25 protein-coding genes are annotated in these 24,557 nt (G+C 42.3%); 5 read left to right on the top strand and 20 right to left on the bottom strand.

The genetic code is table 11. From position 1 onward, the window contains the following. The first annotated feature begins 77 nt into the window (after positions 1–77). Entirely contained in the window at positions 78–1,286 is a 1,209-nt protein-coding gene (gene spoVV, locus AC6F33_RS06920; RefSeq protein ID WP_255746132.1) for a dipicolinic acid transporter SpoVV, read from the top strand. Here spoVV and coaD read toward each other — a convergent pair. From coaD to cyoE, 10 genes are all read right to left on the bottom strand, one after another. After that, positions 1,275–1,772 carry a pantetheine-phosphate adenylyltransferase gene (gene coaD / locus AC6F33_RS06915; RefSeq protein WP_255746131.1) on the bottom strand — a complete coding sequence of 166 codons (498 nt, stop codon included), beginning with the start codon at positions 1,770–1,772 and terminating at the stop codon, positions 1,275–1,277. The two genes, spoVV and coaD, sit on opposite strands and share 12 nt — an antisense overlap. Further along, a complete protein-coding gene (gene rsmD / locus AC6F33_RS06910) occupies positions 1,765–2,349 on the bottom strand; it encodes a 16S rRNA (guanine(966)-N(2))-methyltransferase RsmD (protein WP_255746130.1) in 585 nt (194 codons plus the stop codon). The genes coaD and rsmD overlap by 8 nt, the downstream gene beginning before the upstream one ends. A 494-nt stretch (positions 2,350–2,843) precedes the next feature. Continuing rightward, entirely contained in the window at positions 2,844–3,116 is a 273-nt protein-coding gene (locus tag AC6F33_RS06905) for a YlbG family protein (RefSeq protein WP_255746129.1), read from the bottom strand. A gap of 385 nt (positions 3,117–3,501) precedes the next feature. Continuing rightward, complete coding sequence (locus AC6F33_RS06900; protein WP_255746126.1) at positions 3,502–3,945, bottom strand: YlbF/YmcA family competence regulator; 444 nt, start codon at positions 3,943–3,945, stop codon at positions 3,502–3,504. Between the two features lie 77 nt (positions 3,946–4,022). Next, positions 4,023–4,271 (bottom strand): YlbE-like family protein, encoded by a 249-nt coding sequence (locus tag AC6F33_RS06895; protein ID WP_255746125.1) that lies wholly within the window; start codon positions 4,269–4,271, stop codon positions 4,023–4,025. 15 nt (positions 4,272–4,286) lie between these two features. Beyond that, positions 4,287–4,742 carry a spore coat protein YlbD gene (gene ylbD / locus AC6F33_RS06890; protein ID WP_370645905.1) on the bottom strand — a complete coding sequence of 152 codons (456 nt, stop codon included), beginning with the start codon at positions 4,740–4,742 and terminating at the stop codon, positions 4,287–4,289. 79 nt (positions 4,743–4,821) lie between these two features. Further along, positions 4,822–5,877, bottom strand: a complete 1,056-nt coding sequence (locus AC6F33_RS06885; protein ID WP_500778005.1) for a CAP domain-containing protein — start codon at positions 5,875–5,877, stop codon at positions 4,822–4,824. Between the two features lie 103 nt (positions 5,878–5,980). Then, positions 5,981–6,508: a hypothetical protein gene (locus AC6F33_RS06880; protein ID WP_500778004.1), complete on the bottom strand. Its 528-nt coding sequence runs from the start codon at positions 6,506–6,508 to the stop codon at positions 5,981–5,983. 130 nt (positions 6,509–6,638) lie between these two features. Further along, positions 6,639–7,154, bottom strand: coding sequence for a GNAT family N-acetyltransferase (locus AC6F33_RS06875; RefSeq protein WP_500778003.1), 516 nt, complete (start codon positions 7,152–7,154; stop codon positions 6,639–6,641). A gap of 205 nt (positions 7,155–7,359) precedes the next feature. Beyond that, entirely contained in the window at positions 7,360–8,283 is a 924-nt protein-coding gene (gene cyoE / locus AC6F33_RS06870) for a heme o synthase (RefSeq protein WP_500778002.1), read from the bottom strand. 419 nt (positions 8,284–8,702) lie between these two features. Between cyoE and AC6F33_RS06865 the strand changes: the two genes are divergently transcribed. Next, the gene (locus AC6F33_RS06865) at positions 8,703–9,626 is read left to right on the top strand and encodes a COX15/CtaA family protein (protein ID WP_500778001.1); all 924 of its coding nucleotides are present in this window, start codon (positions 8,703–8,705) and stop codon (positions 9,624–9,626) included. Between the two features lie 79 nt (positions 9,627–9,705). On the opposite strand, the gene AC6F33_RS06860 is transcribed toward AC6F33_RS06865, so the two are convergent. From AC6F33_RS06860 to AC6F33_RS06850, 3 genes are all read right to left on the bottom strand, one after another. Further along, positions 9,706–13,149, bottom strand: a complete 3,444-nt coding sequence (locus tag AC6F33_RS06860; RefSeq protein WP_500778000.1) for a pyruvate carboxylase — start codon at positions 13,147–13,149, stop codon at positions 9,706–9,708. Beyond that, positions 13,130–14,296, bottom strand: a complete 1,167-nt coding sequence (locus AC6F33_RS06855; protein WP_500777999.1) for an FtsW/RodA/SpoVE family cell cycle protein — start codon at positions 14,294–14,296, stop codon at positions 13,130–13,132. The genes AC6F33_RS06860 and AC6F33_RS06855 overlap by 20 nt, the downstream gene beginning before the upstream one ends. Positions 14,297–14,488: 192 nt before the next feature. Beyond that, the gene (locus AC6F33_RS06850; protein ID WP_500777998.1) at positions 14,489–14,770 is read right to left on the bottom strand and encodes an Fpa/YlaN family protein; all 282 of its coding nucleotides are present in this window, start codon (positions 14,768–14,770) and stop codon (positions 14,489–14,491) included. A 167-nt stretch (positions 14,771–14,937) separates the two neighbouring features. On the opposite strand from AC6F33_RS06850, the gene AC6F33_RS06845 reads away from it, so the two are divergent. Next, positions 14,938–15,150 (top strand): YlaI family protein, encoded by a 213-nt coding sequence (locus AC6F33_RS06845; RefSeq protein ID WP_500777997.1) that lies wholly within the window; start codon positions 14,938–14,940, stop codon positions 15,148–15,150. A gap of 65 nt (positions 15,151–15,215) precedes the next feature. On the opposite strand, the gene typA is transcribed toward AC6F33_RS06845, so the two are convergent. Then, positions 15,216–17,069, bottom strand: coding sequence for a translational GTPase TypA (gene typA / locus AC6F33_RS06840; protein ID WP_255746108.1), 1,854 nt, complete (start codon positions 17,067–17,069; stop codon positions 15,216–15,218). 193 nt (positions 17,070–17,262) lie between these two features. On the opposite strand from typA, the gene AC6F33_RS06835 reads away from it, so the two are divergent. Beyond that, positions 17,263–17,448, top strand: coding sequence for a hypothetical protein (locus AC6F33_RS06835; RefSeq protein ID WP_255746106.1), 186 nt, complete (start codon positions 17,263–17,265; stop codon positions 17,446–17,448). A gap of 12 nt (positions 17,449–17,460) precedes the next feature. Here the strand turns inward: AC6F33_RS06835 and AC6F33_RS06830 are convergent, their stop codons facing one another. Together AC6F33_RS06830 and AC6F33_RS06825 are read right to left on the bottom strand one after the other, a co-directional pair. Then, positions 17,461–18,291, bottom strand: a complete 831-nt coding sequence (locus tag AC6F33_RS06830; RefSeq protein ID WP_500777996.1) for an inositol monophosphatase family protein — start codon at positions 18,289–18,291, stop codon at positions 17,461–17,463. Between the two features lie 167 nt (positions 18,292–18,458). Beyond that, positions 18,459–18,647 (bottom strand): YkzI domain-containing protein, encoded by a 189-nt coding sequence (locus tag AC6F33_RS06825; protein WP_255746102.1) that lies wholly within the window; start codon positions 18,645–18,647, stop codon positions 18,459–18,461. A 216-nt stretch (positions 18,648–18,863) separates the two neighbouring features. Here AC6F33_RS06825 and AC6F33_RS06820 point away from each other — a divergent pair, with 216 nt between their 5' ends. Next, entirely contained in the window at positions 18,864–19,520 is a 657-nt protein-coding gene (locus tag AC6F33_RS06820; protein ID WP_500777995.1) for a YktB family protein, read from the top strand. Positions 19,521–19,581: 61 nt separating this feature from the next. Here the strand turns inward: AC6F33_RS06820 and lpdA are convergent, their stop codons facing one another. From lpdA to pdhA, 4 genes are all read right to left on the bottom strand, one after another. After that, entirely contained in the window at positions 19,582–20,991 is a 1,410-nt protein-coding gene (gene lpdA, locus AC6F33_RS06815; RefSeq protein ID WP_255746099.1) for a dihydrolipoyl dehydrogenase, read from the bottom strand. Positions 20,992–20,993: 2 nt separating this feature from the next. Continuing rightward, the gene (locus tag AC6F33_RS06810; protein ID WP_255746097.1) at positions 20,994–22,280 is read right to left on the bottom strand and encodes a dihydrolipoamide acetyltransferase family protein; all 1,287 of its coding nucleotides are present in this window, start codon (positions 22,278–22,280) and stop codon (positions 20,994–20,996) included. A 152-nt stretch (positions 22,281–22,432) separates the two neighbouring features. Further along, on the bottom strand, positions 22,433–23,410 hold the full coding sequence (locus AC6F33_RS06805) for an alpha-ketoacid dehydrogenase subunit beta (protein WP_480947477.1): 978 nt from the start codon (positions 23,408–23,410) through the stop codon (positions 22,433–22,435). Continuing rightward, positions 23,407–24,498, bottom strand: coding sequence for a pyruvate dehydrogenase (acetyl-transferring) E1 component subunit alpha (gene pdhA, locus AC6F33_RS06800; RefSeq protein ID WP_304654741.1), 1,092 nt, complete (start codon positions 24,496–24,498; stop codon positions 23,407–23,409). The genes AC6F33_RS06805 and pdhA overlap by 4 nt, the downstream gene beginning before the upstream one ends. Positions 24,499–24,557 lie beyond the last annotated feature (59 nt).

Here is a 24,557-nt window from a genome sequence, read left to right as displayed (position 1 = left end):
GTCGTCGCAGTACCGTATAGTAAAAGTAATGGACAAGTACTTCCAATTGGCTGAAAAATTGTAGGTGAGATATATTAATGAAACATTCAAAGAGCTTAACTTATCTGCTGGCTTCCGGCTCACTCGCAGTTGCATATCTCATGGTACGTTATCCTGATATTGCCGTCAAAGGCTCAATTACAGGAATGCAGATTTGGTGGGATAAAGTGTTCCCCGCTCTCTTTCCATTCTTTGTTCTTACAGAACTTATGATTGGCTTTGGGATTGTCACGTTTGCCGGTATCCTTATGGAACCATTGATGCGTCCGCTTTTCCGGCTGCCTGGCGTAGGAGGCTTCGTCTTTATGATGGGGATTGTCTCTGGCTTTCCCGCCGGTGCACGTATTACAGCAGATCTCTATAGAGAAAAAAAGATTACGAAAGCAGAAGCTGAGCGGTTAGCCGGATTCACGAACTTCAGCAATCCGCTCTTTCTCTTTAGCGTAACCGCAGTTGGATTTTTTCATCAGGCATCATTAGGCATTGTTTTTGCACTTGCTCACTACATCGGCAATATATGTGTCGGATTGACATTTCGATTTCTTGGTAAAAAAACGAATAAAGCGAGGTCCACCCCTTCGCGCTTCCTATTCATTCATGCTCTGAACAGTATGCATCAAGAGCGTATTTCACGTGATCAACCGTTTGGAAAAAAATTAGGCGACGCAGTCATCTCTTCAGTTTCCACGCTGCTGGCGATCGGTGGTTTTATCACTTTGTTTTCCATGCTTTACCAATTACTTGCTCAAATTGGCTTTGTAGATTTCTTAGGCTTTGGACTGAGTGCATGTTTCAAATTCATCGGCTTTTCACCTGAGCTTGGTTCCGCCGTGATTCCAGGGCTGTTCGAGCTGACGATCGGAGATAACAAGGTCGGTGAATTAGTTATTGTCCCTCTTATTGAACGTGTTATTGTAGTGAGTGGCCTGCTCGGGTTTTGTGGCCTTTCTATACAAGCACAAGCGGTCAGTGTTCTCTCACAGGCAGGACTAAGTTCACGACTCTTTTTAATCGGCCGGCTGCTTCAAATGATGTTCTCATCGATAGCAGCTTTTTTTCTCTTTCATATCTTTCAAATGGGCAACCGATCAGCCGCACAGACCGCATTTGCTATGGGTGAACCTTTCGAGACACTGACACATCAAACCGCTGAATTTGGGCCAATGATCACATTTTCCATTCTGATCGTTTTTATTTTCATTCTACTAAGACGCTTCAACACACATACTCATCCATTAAACAGATGATTTTTTCCCGAATTTCTTAACCAGGGCATCTTCAACAGAAACAGGCACAAGTTCATGCACTGAACCGCCATACATGGCGGCTTCTTTAACCATACTCGAACTCAAGAAAGAGTAATGATTGCTTGTCATCATAAAGCATGTCTCAATTTTTGGATTGAGACTTTTGTTAATTGCGGCAATCTGTAACTCATATTCAAAATCAGAAATTGCTCTCAATCCTCTTAGTACAATACTTACCTTTTTCCTTTGTACATAATCAACGAGCAGCCCTTCGAATGAATCAACGGTCACTGAATCGAGATGAGCGGTAGCCTTTTTCAACAGATCAACACGTTCTTCAACAGTAAAGAGTGGATTCTTAGACGAATTATTCAGAACTGCAATGATAATCTTATCAAACACTGATAATCCCCGCTGAAGAATATCTAAATGACCGTAAGTTACAGGATCAAAACTGCCCGGATATACTGCAATACGTTCACTCAACTGAATCACTTCCCTGTTCAGGTTGGAAATAATAAATAGATACTGCTGTCTGTCCTTGATAGGTTCGGTATTTCTCTCGAATCAGCCTGCCATCGAGAACGTCAGGAAGTTTCACGTTTTCCTCATGCTCAACAACAATTATGGCACGATCTGACAGCATGTTTTTCTGCAGCAATGTTTCCATATCTTTTTGAATATGCTGTCTCGCATAAGGCGGATCAAGAAAAACAAGATCAAAGTGTTGTCCATTTTCGCTCAATTTATCAAGTGCTCGTGTTGCTTCAAGCTGCAAGATCTGTGTACACTCTTCATAGCCACACAGACGTGTATTATCTCGAATGATTTGGCAGGCTGCACTTGCGCGATCAACAAATACGGCTTTATCAATGCCTCGGCTGAGCGACTCAATGCCCAGTCCACCGCTCCCTCCGTACAGATCAAGAACCGATCCTCCATCAAAAAAAGGACCAATCATATTAAAAATGGTTTCTTTAACCTTATCCGTTGTAGGTCTTGTCATTCTTCCATTGACAGCTTTTAATTTTCGTCCCCTATTTTCTCCTGAGATGACTCTCAATAAACGTCCCTCCTTACATGAAGAGGTACTCCATAGTCATAGATGATGTTAACCTTTACGTCGATGGATCATATTGATAAATATCCTTGTAAGGGCATGCCTCATTTATATTCTAAAGAGTCGAAATAGCCGACTAGGCTCTGAATCATTGTGAATACTACATCTAGCAATAAAAGTTATGAAAGATGTATAGCATTCAAGCAACTCGTACATAATAGTTGCTGGCAACATCGTTTGAGATGTTGGCCCAACCGCGGATACTTACGTTTCCCCATAAGTTTTCCGCCGGTTTCTCCTCTCCCATTGTCTTGCATCCTCTGATGCGTAAAGACAGCCCGCAGTTTGTCTGCGGGTTTTTTTTTACACAAATAAAGAAGTTGTTATTTAGGGAGTTCGTGTCAGCAGTCCAGTAAAATGTGTCCTGCAGGCCGCAGGACGATGGATCATCCGTGGTCAGATTTTCTAAACATATCTAAAGTTATAGTGTCACCTGATTAATTAAACACTTCATCTTTTTCTTCAAATTTTGATTTGCCTTTTTCATAAGTTGTTCGAACATGCTGCAATTGAGAAACATCCACTGTTTTAATAAACTTCATTTTCTGCAGCTGGCTGATCGTTGCTGCACTCTGTTCATGATCACAATAAAGAATCGCATATTTCATTCGTTTTGATATATAGTGCACATATCCATAGCGTCTGAGTACTCTCAAATATTTTGTATTATAAAGCCAAACAATAATACTGTCTCTTTTTTGTATGTCCACCGGAACACACCACCCCTTTTGTTTCCGTTCTATTTTTCTCTAGGCTGCCTTAAGCTGCATAAACGTGCAACATCTCAATCTCTATCTACACTGACTCATATCATCGCAGATATCAGATAGGTCTATGGAAAACGTCATGTTTATACTTAGAAGTCTGCAAACATCCTGCGGACAAACACATAGCAACTATTTAATTATGTAAAAGGATCTTCCGCGAGGCATGATAACGTTCAGTACACATGCGGAAGTCACTAAATGATGCATATTCACCAATCGACAAGTTTTCTTTACACAAATTTTCAAGAAAATAATTTAAAGGTATTTAGTGTAAGAGCAACCACGCCTCTGTCTTTGCACTTTGTGCTTGCCAATCAACGAGTTTTCTTTACCGTGTGTGGCAGCCGCATTTTCCTCCAGATCCGCAACCTGTGCCACATGAGCGATCAAAGAACGGATCGCCGGTGGGTACTTTTATCGATGATGAAACTGAACGCGCGAGGATTGTACTTAACTCACCCAACAGTTCGTTCAATTGGTTTTCCTTTTTCTTATAATCGGCAATAAGCGGATGGACATCCAAATCTCGTTTGCACTCCATCATTTCTTTTATAACCGACTTATAATCAGGGTGATATCTTCCAAAACGCTGAACTTCATCGTACTTGTCTCTGACCATTAAGAAATTTTTAATTAATTGCTGCGATTGTTCGTCGCATTCTAAATTGTTCTTACTTTCCTGATACAATGCGTAGCAATCCGAATGGAGCACCATTGAAGCAAGTTCTTCAGCGTGGTCCAGCAGAGAAGCATTTTCTAACGTTCCAATCACTTTGCCACCCCCAGTTCTATTAAAATATACAACAAATAGAGCTAAAGCGCCATTATTCTAGATTTTATTTCGTTCTCTTAATCCTTAGATTTCTGTGCACTCATGGCCTGAGCCATTGAAACAAGCATTGACATCATACTTGCCCGCTGATTAAACCGATCCAGACGCTGACTGAATGTACGACCATAGAATTGATTTGCCGCCGGTTTGAGCTGGCTCAACTCCCAAGGAGCCCGGCTTAATTTCCGATACCATTCCGGATGCATTCGCACAAATAATTTTTCTTCAGGCCGGCTATCCAAGTATTCTTGAATTTCAGTTCTCATCTCAAATCAATCCTTTCAAAAGAAAAATGGATTTTGACCGGGCGAATTTTCAGATGATTGAGTTGACGTTTGTCCTGCAGAATCCTGACCACTTCCATTATTCTGCTTTTCCTGTTCATTCGTTTGTTGAAATTGACCGATAAACGACTGAATTCCAGTCAAAGCGCCGCTGATTGTGTCAAGGCGTTCCTGCCATTGTTTCGTGTCAATAGTGTCAACCACTTTTAGCATTTTATTAAGCGAAAAGGATGAACTCTTTTTTTTCTCCGGAGCTTCCTCAGTTTCTTCCCTGTTCATGCCGTATTTTTCCCACACATCGTTTTTTTCACCGAAGATTACCCAGTCATCAAAAACGTTGCTCCACTTTATACCGTTTTCGTGAACATATTCAACGATTTCCGGATGACTGCGTAAAAAGCTTTTAAATTTTTTAATTGCCGCATTTGTTCTTTCTTCTGCCAAAGGGCACACCTCCCCAAAGGTTTTCCTAAGATTATCTTAAGCAACAGTGGATCTAGGTGTGCATCATGATTAAAAAAACAGGTTTCATTCAGGGAATAAGTGGCCTGACGAAATCCTGTGTGTAATAATTTTTATAAGAGCCAACGCCGAGTTCCGTAAAATCGTTATTTAATAAATTCTTGCGATGATCAATGCTGTTTAGCCATCCAAGGCTTACTGCAATGGCATCCGGATATTTGGCCGCTATATTTTCACCGGCTGTCTGGAAATTAATATTCTCACGCTCTAATCGTGCTTTAAGGTCTCCTGACCATTTGGATCCATGCGAAAAATAATTTTTAGTTTTCATTTCTTTACTATGCTTATAGGCAGCTTGATATGCCGCTTCGTTCCATTGCAGTATTTTTTTCTTGAATCTCATTCGAAGTACATTGCTGACATCAAAGATCTCCTGATCCTCGCCTTGATTCACGGCTGCCCATTGGTCTTCGGTAAGCGTTGGTGTTTCGGGCAAATTTCCTTGATAGGTCATTGAATACGGATGCTGCACAGCCAAAACATCGGTGTTCATGTAACGAACACCAATTAGACGATCAGAAAGATGGTCAAAATTTAACTGAACCCATATTTTTCCGAATTTCATTAACGGGCGCACCATCATGTCCTCTTCATTTAATTCAAAATCAATCTTTGTTCCCTTATAAGTTAAAGAGACTTCGTCCGCAATCGGCACCTTTTCATATATTTTCTGTGATTCGTCACCGATTGTAAACGGATTGGTCTTCAATTTTTTTCCCAGTGCGTATATCGTGGTAACGCGATTTGTCGAATTATCGATGCCTATTTGCAAGTAGTTTTCACTTGCTCTTCCGTAAACAAACCAGCGATAACCAAATTTACTGGGATCAACGCGTTCAGGTTTTCCTAATGTACGCACTATTTGTTTTTCCGTTTTACCCATCAAAGTGTGTATACCGCTCTCCGGAACTTTAAAGTCTTTATTAGCAGTCAATGACATCTGGCGATTCTTGTTCGATGGAGAGGTTGTACTATCTGAGGGGAGACTTACCAAACTAATTAAAAATGTGCCTGCAAATACAATCACCGCAATGGCGAAAATGATAACATTTGTTTTTCTCATCATCTTCTCCCCCTCTAAATCTCAAAAACTTTCTTCCATTATAACAAGCCTGGTATTGAACGGACAGATAGTTCATCTGTTACACTGTTTTTCTTTGTTGATTCTGTTAATTGTTGTTCGGTTCATTGGCAAGCAGAACCACCCATATTTTTCCTGCTCGTCCTGTCGCAAAACCAGTCCCGATCCTTCTGCCAGTACTTACTGATTTGATCGAATCAGACTGTCTCGAATTTCGCCATAGTGTTCTTATCGATTCATCGGGATTGCCAGATTGTAGCATTAAAATTTGAGCTGTGTTTTCATCGTATCCAAGTGAACCAAGCATCGTTCTTGCATCCTCTGTACTTTTTGCATGACCAGACGCTATTCGTCTCGCTTCTAGTCTTGCAATTCGGAACAAATTCCAGTCCGCCGTAAGGGCTTGATGCACTTTTTTTTGTTGTTTAATGATCGTAAATAGTTCCCTCTCCTGCTGATTAACTGGAGAAATTTGCCGATCAACTTGACCATACGTCTCTTTTTTTGCTGATGCAGGATGCCAGGTTCCAATGTAGAGAGCTAAAACAGCAATGAAACCTATTGAAAGAATAATAATTATTGAACGATGTTCTTTGAACAAGACTGGTAGTTTCATCGAATCGAATTCCTCCTTGAACTTCCAGTCCCATCCTTTCCAAAAATTCACGCTCCTAAACATTCGAATCATCCGACCGCTTTGTATGATACATTTACTATAATTATCTAAAAAGGTTCCTTATTTATATTTATTTTGTTTCTTCGATTTGCGTGGTTAGTTGCTTTGCCATATAAAAACCGTCTTTTAATTTTCCGTTCCTCATAAATGCTGATTTTCGAATCCCTTCTACTCTGTATCCTGTTGTACCAAACAAAAGCAGAGCTGCTCGATTATCAAAACCGACACATGCCTCGATTCTAAGCAGCTCGTGATCCATGGACCATTCTTCGAGATCTTTAAGTATCTTTTTGCCAAATCCTCTGCCTTGCCATTGTTCTCGTAAGGCGACGCTGCAAGAAGCAAGATGTGCCATCTCACTGGCTGCGTGGCCTTGAATCGCAGCAAAGCCAATATCAGTTCGTTCGTGTTGTGCTATAAAATAGGCAGCTCGTCTCTGAGATGCTGTGCTTAATAATTCTGTAAATCCTTGAGTGCTCAATTTTCCAATTTCAAAACCTAGCTCTTTCCTCACTCCGTGTATGTCACAATATAATCTAAAAAGCCGTTCCGCATCTTGTTCGTGCGCCTCCGTTAAAATCAGCACCGCTGAACCCCCTTCAAGAAACAATCACCTAAATGTATGGTTAGTCCCTGATGTGTATGCGAAAAAACTCAATTAATAGCTCATCATCAGACAAAAAAATGAAGAAACTTTCATCTCTATTTATCAAGCGAACAATCCTTTAAGCAGGCAAAAAGATGTGAAAAAGGCCGGAAGAATAGTCCTCCGACCTTCAGGTTTGATTTTATTAAAAAAAGGTTGAAACGATCATGATGAGAAATAAGAGTGTCATATAATTCAAGGAATAAACGAACATGAGCCGTGCCCACTTCACGGTATTTTTTGCCATCAATCCATAAATAGCGAGTCCAAGCCATGTAAAACCTAATAGCAGTGCGCTAACAACGTACACAGGGCCAAGAGAGTAAAGAAGCAAAGAGGTTGGTACCAGTGCTGCTACATAAAAAATCATTTGTCTTTTTGTAATCTCGAAACCAGCGACAACCGGCAGCATCGGGATACCTGCACGACGATACTCCTCAACACGTTTGATTGCAAGAGCCAAAAAATGCGGCGGCTGCCATAAAAACAAAACAAGAAATAAAATCCATGGTATTGGCGATTGAAGTGAAGGATCCACTGCCGCCCAACCAATAATCGGCGGTACAGCACCGGCAACACTGCCCACAACCGTATTCATAGAATGGCTTCTTTTCAACCACATCGTATAGACAAGTACATAGACAAGAAGCCCTAATAATCCAAATGCCGCTGCAGTTACCGATGCAGCAAACAGGGCTAATAGGCCGATAACTGAGAGTGACAAGCCCATGATCAAAACAGTTCTGCCACTCATCTTCCCCGTTGCGGACGGTCGTTCATGTGTCCGTTCCATTAGAGGATCAATGTCTCGATCAATAAAATTATTTAATGAGCAACCCCCGGCGATGACAAGTGCAGTACCCATTAAAACAAAAACTACAGATCCTGTCCATGTCCCAATACTTTCTCCATTAAAAAATAAAGCAAGCCATACACCAGTAAATGCAGTCATCAAATTGGAATTTACAATGCCTATTTTTACAGTAGTAAGTACATCATGAACAAATTTTCTCCATGGAGTCACATCAATTGATTCTAATGCCTGTTCATCCGATCCGATTATTCTCATTAAACAGCCTTCTTTCTCTATTGTTACAACCATGAACCGTTTATCAAAAGGGTGGTATTGCATTTAACTGTTGTTCTTAGAGGCATAGTATAGTGCCAATTTAATCAAAGCTCTGACGTTGACGTACATGACAAAACATGAACTGCCAGCAGAGCCTTTCAGAAGTACTTTGAAGCAACAATTCTGTTCAATTAACATTATATACGATCAAATAGCTTTTGTCTTTTGTTTTACTCAATGATAATTATCACATTGTCAATACCATATGGCTTGCAAATGTGTATATTGTTTGTCTATTCATGGATCTTTCCGAACAAATTGAGCGAATCATTCTAGAATCCTTCCGCATTCTGCTAGAATAGGAATGCAGAGCTTAGCATAAAAACAGCGATGCTTAAATTTGAAATCGGGTGATACATATGAAAGATCGTTTATTAATAATTTTAAGTATTGCAGGATGCCTTTCGGTTCTAATTGTGGTCCTCATGGGTGCCCTTGTAACCAATACGGGTTCTGAATACGGGTGCGGGAATAACTGGCCGTTGTGCAACGGTCAAGTTATTCCTGATGCACATGCTCACCAAACTTGGATTGAGTTCAGTCACCGTGCAGTTTCAGGCGTCGCATCCATTCTTGTTCTCATTCAAGCAATCTGGCTATGGTTTCGCTTTAAGCACGTCTGGAGCGGACGTTTTCTCGTCATCGCCTCGGTCTTCTTCATTTTTTTACAAGCATTTCTTGGAATGGCCGCCGTCGTATGGGGACAATCATCAGTCGTGCTTGCCCTTCACTTCGGTATATCACTTCTTTCGTTTGCAAGTATGCTGCTCCTTACTTGTCTTGTTTTCGAGAGTATCGAACCTGATCGTCATCTGTTTAGACTCACCTTGAGTAGACCAATGAAATGGAATTTTATTTTCCTTGGCATTTACTCTTATGTGTTGATCTATTCCGGTGCCTTTGTTCGCCATACGGAATCAAGTCTCGGCTGTACAGACTTTCCTCTATGTAATGGGCATGTGCTTCCTGAGCCGCTAATCAGCAAAGCCGGTGTTCAGTATTTGCACCGGGTTCTCGCACTAATTCTGCTGATTTGGCTGATTTGGAACCTGGTTGTGTCACTCAAGAAATATAAGAATGAATTGTTGCTGTCCAATTTACTCTTTATCTCTTTGATCTTTGTCGCGCTGCAAGCAGTATCGGGAATTTTCATCATAACCACAAAAATGAATTTGTTGTTTCTGCTCCTTCACGCACTATTTGTCACTGGTTACTTTGGAGTGATGACCATACTTGTTCTTTTTGGATGGAGACCAAGAACGCACAGAGAATCCGTTCAGTAAATCATTCATTAGTAAAAAGAAGAACCCAAGCATTGATCCGCTTGGGTTCTTCTTTTTGTCTGTCATTTATTAAAATGGATTAATTTAATTCAATCATTAAGTCGCCTGTTTCGATTACATCGTTCTCGTTGACATACACCTTTTTGATCGTTCCGTCAATTGGCGACTGAACGGTTGTCTCCATCTTCATCGCTTCTGTAACAAGCAGGTGATCGCCTTTCTTTACGCGTTCGCCTGAGGAGACCAGCACTTTAACAACCGTCCCCGGCATTGATGCACCGATCTGATTTGGGTTGTCTTTTTCAGCTTTTGCGTGTGCTACTTCGGATGCTTGGACATTTATATCTTTTATAGACAGTTCGCGTGGCTGACCGTTTAATTCATAATACAACGTCCGTGTGCCATCCTTTTGCGGGTGACCAATTGAAATCAACTTTACAACGAGCATTTTTCCTTCTTCAATGGTAACAGAAACTTCTTCTCCAAGACGGAGTCCATAAAAGAATGTTGGCGATCCCAAGACAGTAGTTTGCCCATAAGTATCGCAGAAATGCAGATAATCCGTATAAACTTTTGGATAGAGCGCCGCAGATAAAACTTCATGAAATTTGAACTTGCGTTCAAATTTTTCTTCCAATCGTGCTTGGATATCTGCAAAATTAATCGGTTCAAGATGTTTGCCTGGGCGATCCGTCAGGGGTTGCTTGCCCTTAAGAATAATACGCTGCAATTCTCTTGGGAATCCCTGGTAGGGCTGACCCAATTCACCACTAAAAAAGTTTACTACAGAATCAGGGAAATCTAGCGTTTGCCCCTTTTCATAAATACTGTCTTCATTCAAATTATTCTGTACCATATAAAGTGTCATATCACCGACAACTTTGGATGACGGCGTTACTTTGACAATATCGCCAAACAAAAGATTAACGCGGCGATACATATCCTTTACTTCTTCAAATCGATCGCCAAGTCCAACGGCAATTGCTTGCTGACGAAGATTGCTATATTGTCCGCCAGGCATCTCTAGTTTGTAAATCTCAGCATTCGATGTTTTCATTCCGCTTTCAAATGGGTAGTAGTATTGACGAACTTTTTCCCAATAATGGCTCAGCGATTCTAATGCATTAATATCAACATCCGGTTTCCGATCATTTGCACCGAGCGCATAGTATAAGGAATTCATACTTGGTTGAGAAGTCATGCCTGCCATCGCTTCAATGGCAACGTCGACAATATCGACACCGGCTTCAATTGCCCGAACATAGGTATAAATGCCATTTCCACTCGTATCATGTGTGTGCAAATGTATCGGAAGTGAAACTGTATCTTTTAATTCTGAGATCAATCGATAAGCAGCTTCAGGCTTAAGAAGACCTGCCATATCCTTGATTCCGAGAATATGGGCTCCGGCCGCTTCTAAGTCTTTCGCCATTTTTTTATAGTAGTCCATATTATATTTTGTCCGAGATGCATCCAAAATGTCGCCTGTATAGCAAATGGTTCCTTCAGCAATTTTTCCACTTTCAATAACCGCATCAAGAGCGACACGCATACCGTCAAGCCAATTCAAGCTGTCAAACACGCGAAAGACATCGACACCATGCTTTGCTGCTTCTTTAACAAATGCCTTAATCAAATTATCAGGATAGTTCTTGTAACCCACTGCGTTGGATCCGCGCAGCAGCATCTGGAGAAGAACATTCGGCATTTTTGCTCTTACTTTGTTCAATCGTTCCCACGGATCTTCTCTTAGAAAACGGTAGGTTGTATCAAAGGTCGCACCGCCCCATGCTTCTTCTGAGAATAAATTCGGTAGCAGATGCGCTGTTTGTGCTGCGACCCGCACAATATCCTTAGTCCGCATACGAGTGGCGAGCAGGCTTTGATGTGCATCGCGAAACGTTGTATCCGTTAAGAGTACTTGTTTTTGGGCTTTAACCCAATCAGCTACACCTTGTGCGCCATGCTGCTCCAAAATTTGCTTTGTGCCCCCAGGAAACGGTTCGGACAACTTAACATCAGGTACCGGCGGAACATCAAAAACCGGCTTTTTATTTTTATGAATACCAGGATAACCGTTAATTGTAATGTTGCCGATATAGGACAACATTTTCGTTCCGCGATCAAGGATTTTATCAAATACAAAAAGTTCCGGAGTTGTGTCAATAAAGGTTGTAGACACATTACCCTCCAGAAAATCCGGATGTTGGACAACGTTGATTAAAAAAGGAATGTTTGTTTTGATTCCTCTGATCCGAAATTCCTTCAAGTTGCGAAGCATTTTGACCGCAGCGCTCTTGAATGTACGTGCAGAGGTAGAAAGCTTCACGAGTAACGAATCATAATACGGCGTAATAACTGATCCTGTAAAAGCATTGCCGGCATCAAGTCGAACGCCAAAACCTCCGCCACTTCGATAAGCAACAATTTTCCCTGTATCCGGCATAAATTGATTGCTAGGATCTTCTGTTGTCACGCGACATTGTATCGCATAACCATAAGTACGGATATCTTTCTGTTCAGGAATAAGAACAGGATCTTCGTGCAATCCATAGCCTTCCGCAATAAGTATCTGTGAAGATACAATATCGATACCGGTAATCAATTCTGTAATTGTATGTTCAACCTGAACACGCGGGTTGACTTCAATAAAGTAAAATTCTCCTGATGGTGTCACAAGAAATTCTACAGTCCCGGCGTTCAAATAATTGACACTTTTCATTAATCGGACAGCGGCATCACAAATATCGTGGCGCAATTTGTCTCCAAGTCCGCGACTAGGAGCAACTTCGACAACTTTTTGATGTCGTCGCTGCACGGAACAGTCACGTTCATAGAGATGAACAATTTCGCCGGATTGATCCGCCATAATCTGTACTTCAATATGACGTGGATGATCCAAATATTTTTCAACGTAGACATCTTCTTTGCCGAACGTCTGCTTTGCTTCAGAGGTCGCTCTTGCATAAGCTTCTTCAACGCCCTGAGCGCTGCGTACAATTCGCATACCACGGCCGCCGCCGCCAAGCACAGCTTTAATAATAATCGGATAACCATGGGTACTTCCAAATTCTTTCACTTCATCTACCGAAGTCACCGGACCGCCGGAACCAGGAATGACTGGAATATTTGCACTGACTGCTGCTTCTCTTGCCGCTGCTTTATCGCCAAAAGTAGTCAGATGTTCCGATTTCGGACCAACAAAAATAATTCCTTCTTCTGCGCAACGCCGCGCAAAGTCAGCATTTTCAGAAAGAAATCCGTAACCGGGATGAATCGCATCAACGTGATGCGCTTTTGCCACTTCAATAATACTTTCAATATCTAAATACGCTTCAATTGGATTTTTTCCCTGGCCGACCAAATAAGATTCATCTGCTTTATAACGATGATACGAGCTAATGTCTTCCTTGGAATAAATGGCAACCGTTCGAATACCAAGTTCCGTGCAGGCACGGCAAATTCTAATGGCAATTTCGCCTCGGTTAGCAATCAACAATCGTTTAATTTTTTGCTTTAACATTCTCTCTCTTCCCTTCTACTTGGCTATTCGACCTTTTCATATTAACAAATGCAGAAATGTTTATTAATACACATATAGAAAAAACCATCATAATCAATGATGAACCGCCGTAGCTCACAAACGGCAATGTGACACCTGTAATCGGCAGCAATCCGGTAGCAGCGCCTAGATTGACAATTGTTTGAATCGCCAGCATGCTGGAAATGCCAATTGCGAGCAGACTGCCAAACACGTCCTTGCATCGAATTGCAGTCACAAAGCCCTTAAACACAAGATAGCCAAGACAAAAAACCACAAACAAAATTCCCAACAAACCAAGCTCTTCTCCAATGATTGAAATAATAAAATCAGTTTGCGGTTCAGGAAGAAAACCTGTTTTTTCGATGCTGTGCCCAAGTCCTCTTCCGGCAAAGCCTCCTGAAGCAATAGCTATATATGAATTAATCAGTTGTCGTCCTGTATTATCGGCAACCGAAAAAGGATCATATGCAGCCGCAAAACGTCCTAATTGATTACTGCTTAAAAACTTTTTGTAAAAGAGCAAGACGAAAAATGCAGCGATCCCGCCCAAAACAAATAAGTGTTTTGCCCTAAGCCCTGCACATAATACCATCACTGTCGCTATGGAGATTAGAATCATGGCAGTACCAAAGTCAGGCTGAGCAGCAATCATACAAAAAAAGGCGATCACAACAATAAGTGGTGGAAGCACAGACGTTTTGAAATCTGAGATCGCGTTCTGTTTATTGGAAAAAACAGATGCTAAATACAAAATCACAGTAAATTTCACTAGCTCTGCCGGCTGAATATTAAATGAACCCAGATGAAACCATGATTGTGCATTATTAACTGTATTTCCAAGTGCAAAAAGCAGAAAAAGTAAACCAAGCGATAAAATAATCAGCGGTTTGACTAGTTTGTGATATGCCTGATAAGGAAAAATCAGGCCGAAAATGCCGGCTGGAATTGCTAGACAAAGCCAAATTAACTGATGAATAAAAAAATAGCTTGGCGACTGCGGAATTTCAAAAAAAAGTCTTGCCCATACTGAACCGGCACTGTAAACCATGATTAAACCGAAACCAATTAAAAGCAGCATGACTACAAGCAGAGAGTAATCATAATGATGCAACAGCCTTTTCAACATGAGATCCACCTATCTGATCCATTATCGTGATATTCGGGATACCTTCATAGGTCCACACGTATGAAAGCTTGTCACCTTCATGTCCATCCAGAACGTAATTTCTCTACTGGAAGGCAACGCAATCTCACTTTGCTCGACAAAAAAACCCAAACTGTAGCCGGAAAACAGGCTACAAGTTTGAGCAAATTAGAATCATTTTCGTGTCGATGCTTCGTGAAGTGCAGAAACCTGTCGTTCAAGAGAACTGAGCAGTTCTCTTCCCTCGTCCGCACGCACAACACCTAAGCGAACCGCGAAATCAATTTCACGGGACAAACCGAACATTTGGGTATCCAATACTTCTTCATACAGGGGGCATTGGGGCATAGTCAAATTATCCATTTGTACCCCTATCAGCTTCAGAATTTTCTGTGCGTCGGCCTGCAACAATTCATAGGCTTTTTCCCGTTTGCCTATTTTTATTTCGACTGACATCCTGCTCCCCCCTTGTCTCATTTACTTGCCTAATTTTTATCTTACCCTCTGTTTTACTAAAATGCAAGATTAATCACAATTACAGATCATAAATGATTTTAAATTGAATCAGTCGGATTTCGTCAGCACGTTTAAACCTGTTATACTATGTCCAAGGAGGTTTTTCCATGCAAGTAAAATGCGCACTATGCGAGAAGATATGCCGGCTTGACGATCAGTCAGTGATCGCGAAACGACTCAGAAACCGGCCGATCCATACTTATTTATGCGACACCTGCAAAAAGAGAATCAGTGAACGTACACGAGCACGCTGGGCAACCGGAAAATTTACTTTGCACCTGCCAGTAAATGAGGACAAAAAGAAAGCAAAGCGTTCTTGATGAGCAAATAAAAAAAACGTCTGCAATCTCCAGTTAGGAGTACAGACGTTTTTTATTTGTTTCGATCAGCCATTAAACTTAGGAATTTTGCTTCCACGTCTTTCGAAACGTTCACGTTCACCCTTATTCAGAATTTTTTTGCGCATACGCACACTCTTCGGTGTAATTTCGCAATATTCATCATCATTCAAATAGGATAGTGAATCTTCAAGAGACAATTTACGTGCTTCCTTCAACGTTACCGTTTGATCCTTATTGGAAGAACGTACGTTGGATGCGTGTTTTGCTTTCGTTACGTTTACCGTCAAATCGCTTTCGCGGTTATGTTCACCAACGATCATGCCCTCATATACATTGACACCAGGACCCACAAACATTTCACCGCGATCTTCAAGAGCCGCCAGAGAATAAGCAGTTGTCTGACCTTGATCCATTGAAATGAGCACACCATTACGGCGTCCGCCAATTTCTTCTTTGATGAACGGTGCGAAGTGATCAAACGTATGGTTCAGAATTCCATAACCGCGTGTATCGGCCATGAACTGACGGTTATAGCCAATCAAGCCACGAGAAGGAATTATGAAAGTCAGACGTGTCTGTCCTGGTTGTTCCTGCCTCATGTCTTTCAATTCAGCTTTACGTTTGCCCATTGATTCAATGACTGCGCCTAAATATTCTTCAGGTACGTCGATTTGAACATCTTCATAAGGTTCACATAGCTTTCCGTCAACTTCTTTTGTGATAACGCTTGGTTTCGAGACAGACAATTCATAGCCTTCACGACGCATCGTTTCAATCAGGATGGACAAATGAAGTTCGCCTCGTCCAGACACTACCCAAGAATCATGAGAGTCAGATGCGGATTCAACTTTCAGACTGACATCACGTTCCATTTCAGACATCAGACGATCTTCAATCTTCCGGCTCGTTACATGATCGCCTTCCTGACCCGCAAATGGACTCGTGTTAGGCAGAAAGGTCATTTTTAAGGTCGGTTCGTCAATACGCAGTGGGGCCAGCGGGTCCACTTTGTCGACATCATTGATCGTATCACCAATATCAATATCCGAAACACCGGTAATCGCGATAATATCTCCGGAGCATGCTTCTTCAATTTCTGTTCTTTTCAGAGCATGATAACCGAATAACTTAGTGATTCGGAACTTTTCAACACTTTTTCCAGCATCTTTAACCAAAACAGCTTCTTCACCAAGTTTAATCTTGCCGCGATAAATACGGCCGATCCCGATACGGCCAACATAGTCGTTATAATCAAGCATCGTAACTTGGAACTGCAAGCTTTCGTCACGATTATCAACCGGAGCAGGTGCATATTTCAGAATCATATCCAAAACAACACTCATATCCTGATCAACATGTTCCGGATCTGTACCCGCAACACCATTTACAGCTGATGTATACACAACAGGGAATTCCAGTTGATCTTCATTAGCACCGAGATCGATAAACAAGTCAATAACTTCATCAACAACTTCAGCAGGTCTTGCCATTGGCTTATCGATCTTATTGACGACAACAATTGGCTTCAGATGTTCTTCCAAGGCTTTCTTCAATACAAATCGTGTTTGCGGCATACATCCTTCATAAGCGTCAACAAGTAAAAGAACGCTGTCTACCATCTTCATAATTCGTTCAACTTCACCGCCAAAATCGGCGTGCCCGGGCGTATCCACAATATTTATTGTATGGTCTTTGTAAGAAAGACTCGTGTTCTTCGCCAATATTGTAATGCCGCGTTCCCGTTCAATTGCGTTCGAGTCCATTGCGCGTTCGTTAATGTGCTGATTCTTACGGAAAGTTCCCGATTGCATCAACAATTTATCAACCAAAGTGGTTTTTCCGTGGTCGACGTGTGCGATAATCGCGATATTCCGCAATTCTTCCCTAAATTTTGTCATTTATTCTTTACTCTCCTCATAATATCCAATCGCTTCGCGTGAGATAGCCGAAACATACACATGCAAATTATTCTCTCACAAGAAACCGTTAGTTGTCAATTTTTTCTGTTGCCATCGAAATTTAATTTCATTTTATTTGTTTTCTTTGTGCTTTTTCCTAATACGCTTTATCATATCTTTATGAGGTGATCACATGTTCCGTATATCAATATATTTGCTTATTTTTCTTGTAGCTATGAGTTTGGTCGGAATCGTTGCAGGAATGATCTTCACACGTCCGCTTTTTACTCTGCTTTGCGCATTTGCCGTCATTCTTTTCATGTGGCTCGGTTTTCTGCTAAAGGCTGTGCAACAAAAAAATGACGAAAACAAACAGTAACAGGATACAAAATTATTCAGGTTCTTTAATAAATCTGCCCTGATTCACTTGTTCACGAATATGATCGGACATATACTGATGAAGACCAGGACGTGCGGCAAGCACAGATTGTTTTGTCAAAATATCAATAGGGCTGCCGTCTGCTCTAGAGCAAAGGCCACCGACTTCCGTCAAGAGTATTAAGCCCGCCCCATAATCCCACGGTGAGAGTCGCATTGTGAAGTAGGCATCCAAATAACCTGCTGCAACATAAGCGAGTTCCAGAGATGCTGCACCGTATGCTCGGGTTCCGCTGCTGCGCCTGACAATCTCAGTCATTATTTCTTCGTGAATTCTCCGATTTGGTTTCAACCACGTCGGACTGAGGTCAATCAGCGCATCGTCAATTGCAATGTCTGTAAGAGCAGACAATTTTCTTGTATTTTGATAGGCACCGCTTCCAGTGATGCAGTGAAATAATTCATCAGCCATAACGTCATAAATGAACGCTGCTTTTCCGTTTCCATTTTCATAGATGCCAATCGATATAGCAAAAAATCGCTTCTGCATTACGAAATTCAAGGTGCCGTCAATCGGATCGAGAAGCCATAAAACACCACGTTTATCTTTTACCCCGTCTCCGTAACCTTCTTCAGAAATAATCTTGTCATTAGGATAATCCGCTCGGATTTTTCCGATCAAAAATTGTTCAATCGAACGATCCATATTCGTTACGAGATCGTTATGAGCACTTTTTTCACTGACTTCAAGCGGTTTGGATAATGACGCACGTAATTGATCCGCTGCTTCCTTGATCCAACTGGTCACTTTTTCTCCAAGAACTGTCCAGTCTCGATTTACCATCTGTTGTCACTCCGTTCCTGCACGTTCTTCTGATGCTTGCATTTGGTTCATTAAAATAATAGTACATCATTTAATAAAAAAAAGAAAAATCACCGCTTCGGCCAGCGGTGATCATGTCATTGAATTTGTTTATTATTTAAATCAATAAATACAGGTCTGTCTATTAATTATATTTCGAGAAGCAACATTTCCCGACGAAGAACTTCAAGCTTCTGTTTGCATCGATGAATTGTTTTGTCATCCTTTTTTATCAGCGCTTTATGCAGCAGTGTCAGCTCCCGATCAATTGCAATACGCACTTGGGGAATTCTTCTTTCCGCATCCTTCCTGTTCAGAGTCTGACTAATCTGTTTCATGGCGGATGCCACATCCCTTCAATTTTTAGTTCAAAAAGGGGGTTCTTTGTTTCAATACTGTACTTAGCTGAACGATGGATACTGTTTTCTTTAGTTTATGCTGAAAGACCGTGCGTATTGCCATAAAATTGACGGTTCTTGAAAAGTGACAAACCCATTTTTGCATGCGGGACTGTGGTACACTATGAAAAGAGATCACCCGCAAAAGGAGTGGATATGATGTCACAAAATGGCTTTACAGAGCAAGAATTTAAACTTATGAGCTTGCCCGGTTTGGAAAACCGAATGCACGCAATTCGTGAAAATGTGCAGCCAAAATTCAGTATGATCGCCGATCGAGTGATTCCGTATTTGAATAAAAGTGCCGATGCAGAAATGCCTTTTTATCCGCATATCGCTCGTCATGCACGCCGAACGGTTAATCCACCGGACAGCACTTGGCTGGCACTCGCGCAGGACAAACGCGGATACAAAAAATATCCCCATTTCCAATTTGGTATTTGGCCGACGCACCTCTTCTTCTGGCTGGCAGTCATTGAGGAATATCCTGATAAAGCTCGCCTCGGTGAAGCGTTGCTCAGCAAGGTCCCAGAACTTATGAGAAAAACACCGGCCCATTATGCCTGGTCTGCAGATCATATGAAAGATGAATATCGCCTTCACCATGATCTTAATGAAGAAAAACTGAGTCAAATGTTTCTTCGCCTGAAAACGGTAAAAAAGGCGGAATTACTTTGCGGCGTTGTCATTCCAAAGAATGAAGCGATTAAGAAAAACATTGATGAGCTAGCCGATTATTTGGAAGAACAAACGGAAACATTAAAGCCGCTTTATACATTGGCACGAACATGCTCCGAAGTCACGGTTTCTTGAAGATACACTGGATGAAAAACGGCCTGGGTGCAAAAGTACCCAGGCCGTAAACTATATCTGTTTATTTTGCAATATGGATCGGATGTCCGAGCACCACATCCGCTGCCTCCATTGCAATTTCACCTAATGTCGGGTGTGCATGAATGGTTAACGCGATATCTTCAACGGTCATTCCTGATTCAATCGCTAAGCCGAATTCTGCAATCATATCGCTTGCGTTTGTACCGACAATCTGAGCGCCGAGTACCAACCCGTCTGAAGCACGGGAAACGATCTTCAAGAAACCGTCCGATTCGCCAAGTGAGAGTGCACGCCCATTTGCAGCAAACGGGAACTGTCCGGCTTTCACTTCATAACCTTCTTTAACTGCCTCCTCCTCAGATAATCCAACAGAAGCAATTTCAGGATCCGAGAAAACGACGGCCGGCATGGCATGATAATCAACTTCGGAAGCCTCTCCGCTTATTGCTTCAGCAGCAATTTTTCCCTCGTATGATGCCTTATGAGCCAGGGCTAAGCCTGCTACAATATCGCCGATTGCGTAAATTTTATCATTCGTCGTCTTGCCTTGTTTATCAACCTTGATTAATCCGCGCTCAGCCAACTCGATGCCTGCCAAGTCCAAACCAAGGTCCTTTGTATTTGAACGTCGCCCAACAGTCACCATCACATAGTCCGCATCAAAAACTTGTGCTTTGCCCTTCACTTCCGCAGTCACTGAAACACCACTTGCCGATTCTTCTACGCCTTTGGCAAGCGCATTCGTGTAAATGGTCACTCCTTTTTGTTTCAGTTTCTTTTTCACCGGAGCAATTAACCGCTTTTCAAATGCCGGCAAAATGGATGGGGTTCCTTCAAGAATAACGACTTCAGTGCCAAATCCGGCAAATGCCGAGCTTAATTCAATACCAATATAACCGCCACCGATAACGACCATTTTCTTAGGAACTTCTTTTAAAGCAAGTGCTCCAGTTGATGAAAGGACTCGGTCACTCCATTTAAAACCAGGTATTTCGATTGGACTCGAACCTGTAGCAATAATGCAATGATTAAATTTATATCGTGAAGACTCATAGCCATGGTTCACGCGCACAACATCCGTATCAACAAACAAAGCTTCGCCCTCAACGAGTTCAATACCATGTGCCTTAAAAAGGCCTTTTACACCACCAGTTAACCGTTCCACGACCGAGCCCTTCCACTCCTGAACCTTAAGAAAATCAACAGTTACATGCTCAGCTTTAATGCCGTAGGTCTCAGAGTGATTCATTTGTTCAAAGCGATGGCTCGCTGATATCAATGCTTTTGAAGGGATACAGCCGACATTCAGGCAGACACCTCCAACGTGCTCTTTTTCAATGACAATAACTTTTTGTCCCAGCTGGGCAGCTCGAATAGCCGCGACATAACCGCCGGGACCAGCACCAATGACAACCGTATCCACTTCTGTTGTAAATTCCCCTACTACCATCTCTACCCCTCCAAAATAAGGCGTTGCGGATCGAATAACAGCCTTTTTATTTTGTTCATTGCCCTCTGAGCAGTCGCACCATCGATGAGACGGTGATCAAAGCTCATAGACAGAGCAAGCATAGGTGCAGCAACAATTTCCCCATCGCGAACGATGGCTTTTTCAGAAATTCTTCCGACCCCAAGGATAGCGGATTCGGGCTGATTAATAACAGGAGTGAACCACTGGCCGCCTTCTGAACCAATATTTGAAATCGTACAGGTTCCGCCATTCATATCCTCAGAAGTCAATTTACCGTTACGCGCTTTTTCTGCAAACTGCTGAATTTCAGTTGCGATCGCGTACAACGATTTTGATTCGGCATGCTTGATCACCGGAACAACCAGCCCCGCATCAGTATTAGTCGCAATGCCGATATTATAGTAATGTTTATAGATTATTTCCTGGTTCTCTTCGTCAAGTGAGGCATTCAACACCGGAAAGTCCCTCAGCGCGGAAACAAGCACCTTTACAATATACGGTAAATAGGTTAATTTTACGCCAAGATCCTGTGCCTCTTCTTTAAATTGCTTTCGATGTGCAACAAGTTTCGTTACATCTACATCGTCCATAATTGTGACATGCGGCGCATTCTGCATCGAGTGTGTTGTTGCTCGCGCAATTGCCCTTCGAATACCACTGAATCGTTCACGGGTTTCCAAAGCACTCCTCTTAACGTCAGGTGAAGTCTGATGCCCCTCACTGCTCTCGTCAATGGCCTCTGTTTGAAGCGATGGAGTTGTCTCCTCTTTTTCCTCCGGAGCAATGAGAAATTGATCAATATCTTCTTTGAGTACCCGACCATTCCGACCGGTCCCGTTTACTTGATTCAAATCAATATTTTTGTCCCTTGCATATTTTCGAACGGACGGCATGGCAATGACACGATTGCTGCCATCTGTGTTACCGGAACGATTCACCTTTATTTCGTCTCGCTCGGTTTCTACAGCTGAATGTTGAACATTTTCCTCATTAGGAGCAGTGCTTTCATCAACAGATTCAGCACCTTCTTCATCAGATTGAAGTGTAACAACGACTGTTCCTACTTCAACAACTTGGCCTTCCTCAGCCTTTAATTCCAGAACCGTTCCATTCACCGGAGAGGGAATTTCAACAACTGCCTTGTCGTTTTGGACCTCTGCCAAGGGATCATCCTCATGCACCATATCGCCTGGTTTTACGAACCACTTAAGAATTTCGCCTTCATGAATCCCTTCACCGATATCCGGTAATTTAAACAAGTAGGTCAACGGCGTCACACTCCTTTCGCTTCCTCGAACAATATATCTGCGTAACCATTTTTCTTAAAAGACAATACCTCTGCACATTCACGTTGCGGCAGTAATGAAAAGATCCGTCTCTTGCGCGATGTGGTATTTCGACAGATGCTTATATAAAAGGATTAGAAGGTTATTGTTTCTTTCACTTTGTCTATAATATCTTTTTCGTTAGGCAGCCAGACATCCTCCGCAGCAGCGAAAGGAAAAACGGAATCCGGAGCAGCTACTCTTCCCACCGGTGCGTCAAGGTGAAGCAATGCCCGATCATTTATTTCCGCAATCACTTGAGCCCCAATACCCGCCTGTTTTTGGGCTTCTTGTACAACAACTGCTCGATTTGTCTTTTTAATTGAATTCGTTATTGTCTCCGTATCCAGCGGACTGATTGTCCGAAGATCAATTAGTTCGCATTCAATGCCTTCTTTGCTTAGTTGCTCAGCCGCCTTGAATGCGGTACGCACCATTGCTCCGTAGGTAATAATTGAGATATCTTTTCCTTCTCGGACAATTTTGGCTTTGCCGATTTCAATTGTATATGCATCTTCAGGTACTTCTTCCCTGAACGAACGATAAAGCTTCATATGTTCCAAAAAAATAACAGGGTCGTTGTCGCGAATTGCAGAAATCAGCAAACCTTTAGCATCATAAGGATTTGATGGAATAACAACCTTTAGACCGGGACATTGCGCGAAAAGTCCTTCGAGGTTATCCGCATGCAGTTCCGGGGTTTTCACTCCTCCTCCAAATGGCGAACGAACCGTAACCGGCGCGTGATACATACCGCCGGACCGATATCTCAAACGTGCAAGCTGCGAGGCAACACTGTCCATTGCCTCGAATACAAACCCAAAGAACTGGATCTCCATGATTGGCCTATAGTTTTGCAGCGCGAGCCCAAGTGCAAGTCCTCCAATACCAGATTCGGCTAGAGGTGTGTCAAAAACACGCTCCTCGCCGAATTCGTCATAGAGTCCTTCCGTTGCTCGAAAAACACCGCCGTTTTTCGCCACGTCTTCTCCAAATACAAGTACATTCTCATCATTGCGAAGTTCCGTTCGCATAGCGTCCGTAATCGCTTGGATCATCGTCATTTGTGTCATCGCTGATCCCCTTCCCGCGCACTATACTGCTCAATCTGTTCTTTAATAGCTTGCGTTGGCTTTTCATACATATTGCCAAGCAAATCGGTAACTTTTTGCTTTGGAACGCCGTCCGCTTGTTTCAGTGCTTTTGCCACGTCTTTTTTTGCCTGCTCTGACGTTTGTTCTTCATCTTCACGCGACCAGATCCCTTGCTGCTCAAGGTATAGGCGAAAACGAACGAGCGGATCCTGCTTCTCCCATTCATTTGTTAATTCATCTGTACGGTATCGTGTCGGGTCATCGCCGGCCATCGTATGTGGTCCATAACGATAGGTTAGTGTTTCAATCAATGTCGGTCCTTTTCCGGCAATTGCATGCTCACGTGCTTCTTTTGCCGCAGCATAGACAGCAAGCGGGTCCATTCCGTCAACTTGAATACCTCTGATTCCGGCAGCAACGGCCTTCTGTGCCAACGTCTCTGCTGCCGTCTGTTTTTCCACTGGTACAGAAATAGCAAATCGATTATTTTGACAGATAAACACAGCCGGTGCCTTATAAACGCCAGCAAAATTCATTGCTTCATAAACATCGCCTTGCGACGTCGCGCCATCGCCAAAGTAACAAAACGCAATTTGTGATTTTCCGCGTTTCTTTAAACCAAGTGCGATTCCTGCAGTCTGTGTTGCCTGGGCTCCAATAATGATTTGGGGCATAACTGCATTAAGTTCTTTCGGATATTGTCCGCCTTCAAAATGTCCTTTCGAATAAAGAAACGCTTTATAAAGCGGGAGGCCATGCCAAACAAGCTGTGGAATATCACGATAAGAAGGGAGCAGCCAATCTCCCTTGTCCATTGCAAATTGACTGGCAACCATTGACGCTTCTTGACCGGCCACAGGTGCATAAAATCCTAGCCTTCCTTGTCTATTCAATGAAAGCGCACGCTGATCCCAGATTCTCGTATAGACCATACGCCGCATTAGTTCCCGTAATTGGTCATTAGTCATTTCAGGCTTTCTTTGATTGTCTACGACATGCCCTTGCACGTTAAGAATACGTAACGTTGGAAAAAAGTCTTCGATCTTTCCAGAATAATTCACAGGCAAGTCCCTCACCTCTTCCCATCAGTATGCGTGTTTTCTTGCGATCTTAAAAAGAGACATAT

It is taken from the genome of Sporolactobacillus sp. BBK16-2 (genome assembly GCF_059878335.1).
The sequence above is the reverse complement of the archived record's forward strand: the minus strand, read 5'-3'. Positions and strand labels throughout refer to the sequence as shown.

What these genes read in the sequence shown, in the direction of transcription:
- AC6F33_RS06825 (WP_255746102.1), bottom strand. Translation starts at nt 18,647, where the DNA reads ATGAAACAGATTAGTCAGACTCTGAACAGGAAGGATGCGGAAAGAAGA.
- AC6F33_RS06805 (WP_480947477.1), bottom strand. Translation starts at nt 23,410, where the DNA reads ATGACACAAATGACGATGATCCAAGCGATTACGGACGCTATGCGAACG.
- AC6F33_RS06885 (WP_500778005.1), bottom strand. Translation starts at nt 5,877, where the DNA reads ATGATGAGAAAAACAAATGTTATCATTTTCGCCATTGCGGTGATTGTA.
- AC6F33_RS06845 (WP_500777997.1), top strand. Translation starts at nt 14,938, where the DNA reads ATGCAAGTAAAATGCGCACTATGCGAGAAGATATGCCGGCTTGACGAT.
- AC6F33_RS06880 (WP_500778004.1), bottom strand. Translation starts at nt 6,508, where the DNA reads ATGAAACTACCAGTCTTGTTCAAAGAACATCGTTCAATAATTATTATT.
- AC6F33_RS06835 (WP_255746106.1), top strand. Translation starts at nt 17,263, where the DNA reads ATGTTCCGTATATCAATATATTTGCTTATTTTTCTTGTAGCTATGAGT.
- AC6F33_RS06855 (WP_500777999.1), bottom strand. Translation starts at nt 14,296, where the DNA reads ATGTTGAAAAGGCTGTTGCATCATTATGATTACTCTCTGCTTGTAGTC.
- typA (WP_255746108.1), bottom strand. Translation starts at nt 17,069, where the DNA reads ATGACAAAATTTAGGGAAGAATTGCGGAATATCGCGATTATCGCACAC.
- AC6F33_RS06865 (WP_500778001.1), top strand. Translation starts at nt 8,703, where the DNA reads ATGAAAGATCGTTTATTAATAATTTTAAGTATTGCAGGATGCCTTTCG.
- AC6F33_RS06860 (WP_500778000.1), bottom strand. Translation starts at nt 13,149, where the DNA reads ATGTTAAAGCAAAAAATTAAACGATTGTTGATTGCTAACCGAGGCGAA.
- spoVV (WP_255746132.1), top strand. Translation starts at nt 78, where the DNA reads ATGAAACATTCAAAGAGCTTAACTTATCTGCTGGCTTCCGGCTCACTC.
- lpdA (WP_255746099.1), bottom strand. Translation starts at nt 20,991, where the DNA reads ATGGTAGTAGGGGAATTTACAACAGAAGTGGATACGGTTGTCATTGGT.
- cyoE (WP_500778002.1), bottom strand. Translation starts at nt 8,283, where the DNA reads ATGAGAATAATCGGATCGGATGAACAGGCATTAGAATCAATTGATGTG.
- AC6F33_RS06820 (WP_500777995.1), top strand. Translation starts at nt 18,864, where the DNA reads ATGATGTCACAAAATGGCTTTACAGAGCAAGAATTTAAACTTATGAGC.
- AC6F33_RS06895 (WP_255746125.1), bottom strand. Translation starts at nt 4,271, where the DNA reads ATGAGAACTGAAATTCAAGAATACTTGGATAGCCGGCCTGAAGAAAAA.
- AC6F33_RS06850 (WP_500777998.1), bottom strand. Translation starts at nt 14,770, where the DNA reads ATGTCAGTCGAAATAAAAATAGGCAAACGGGAAAAAGCCTATGAATTG.
- AC6F33_RS06830 (WP_500777996.1), bottom strand. Translation starts at nt 18,291, where the DNA reads ATGGTAAATCGAGACTGGACAGTTCTTGGAGAAAAAGTGACCAGTTGG.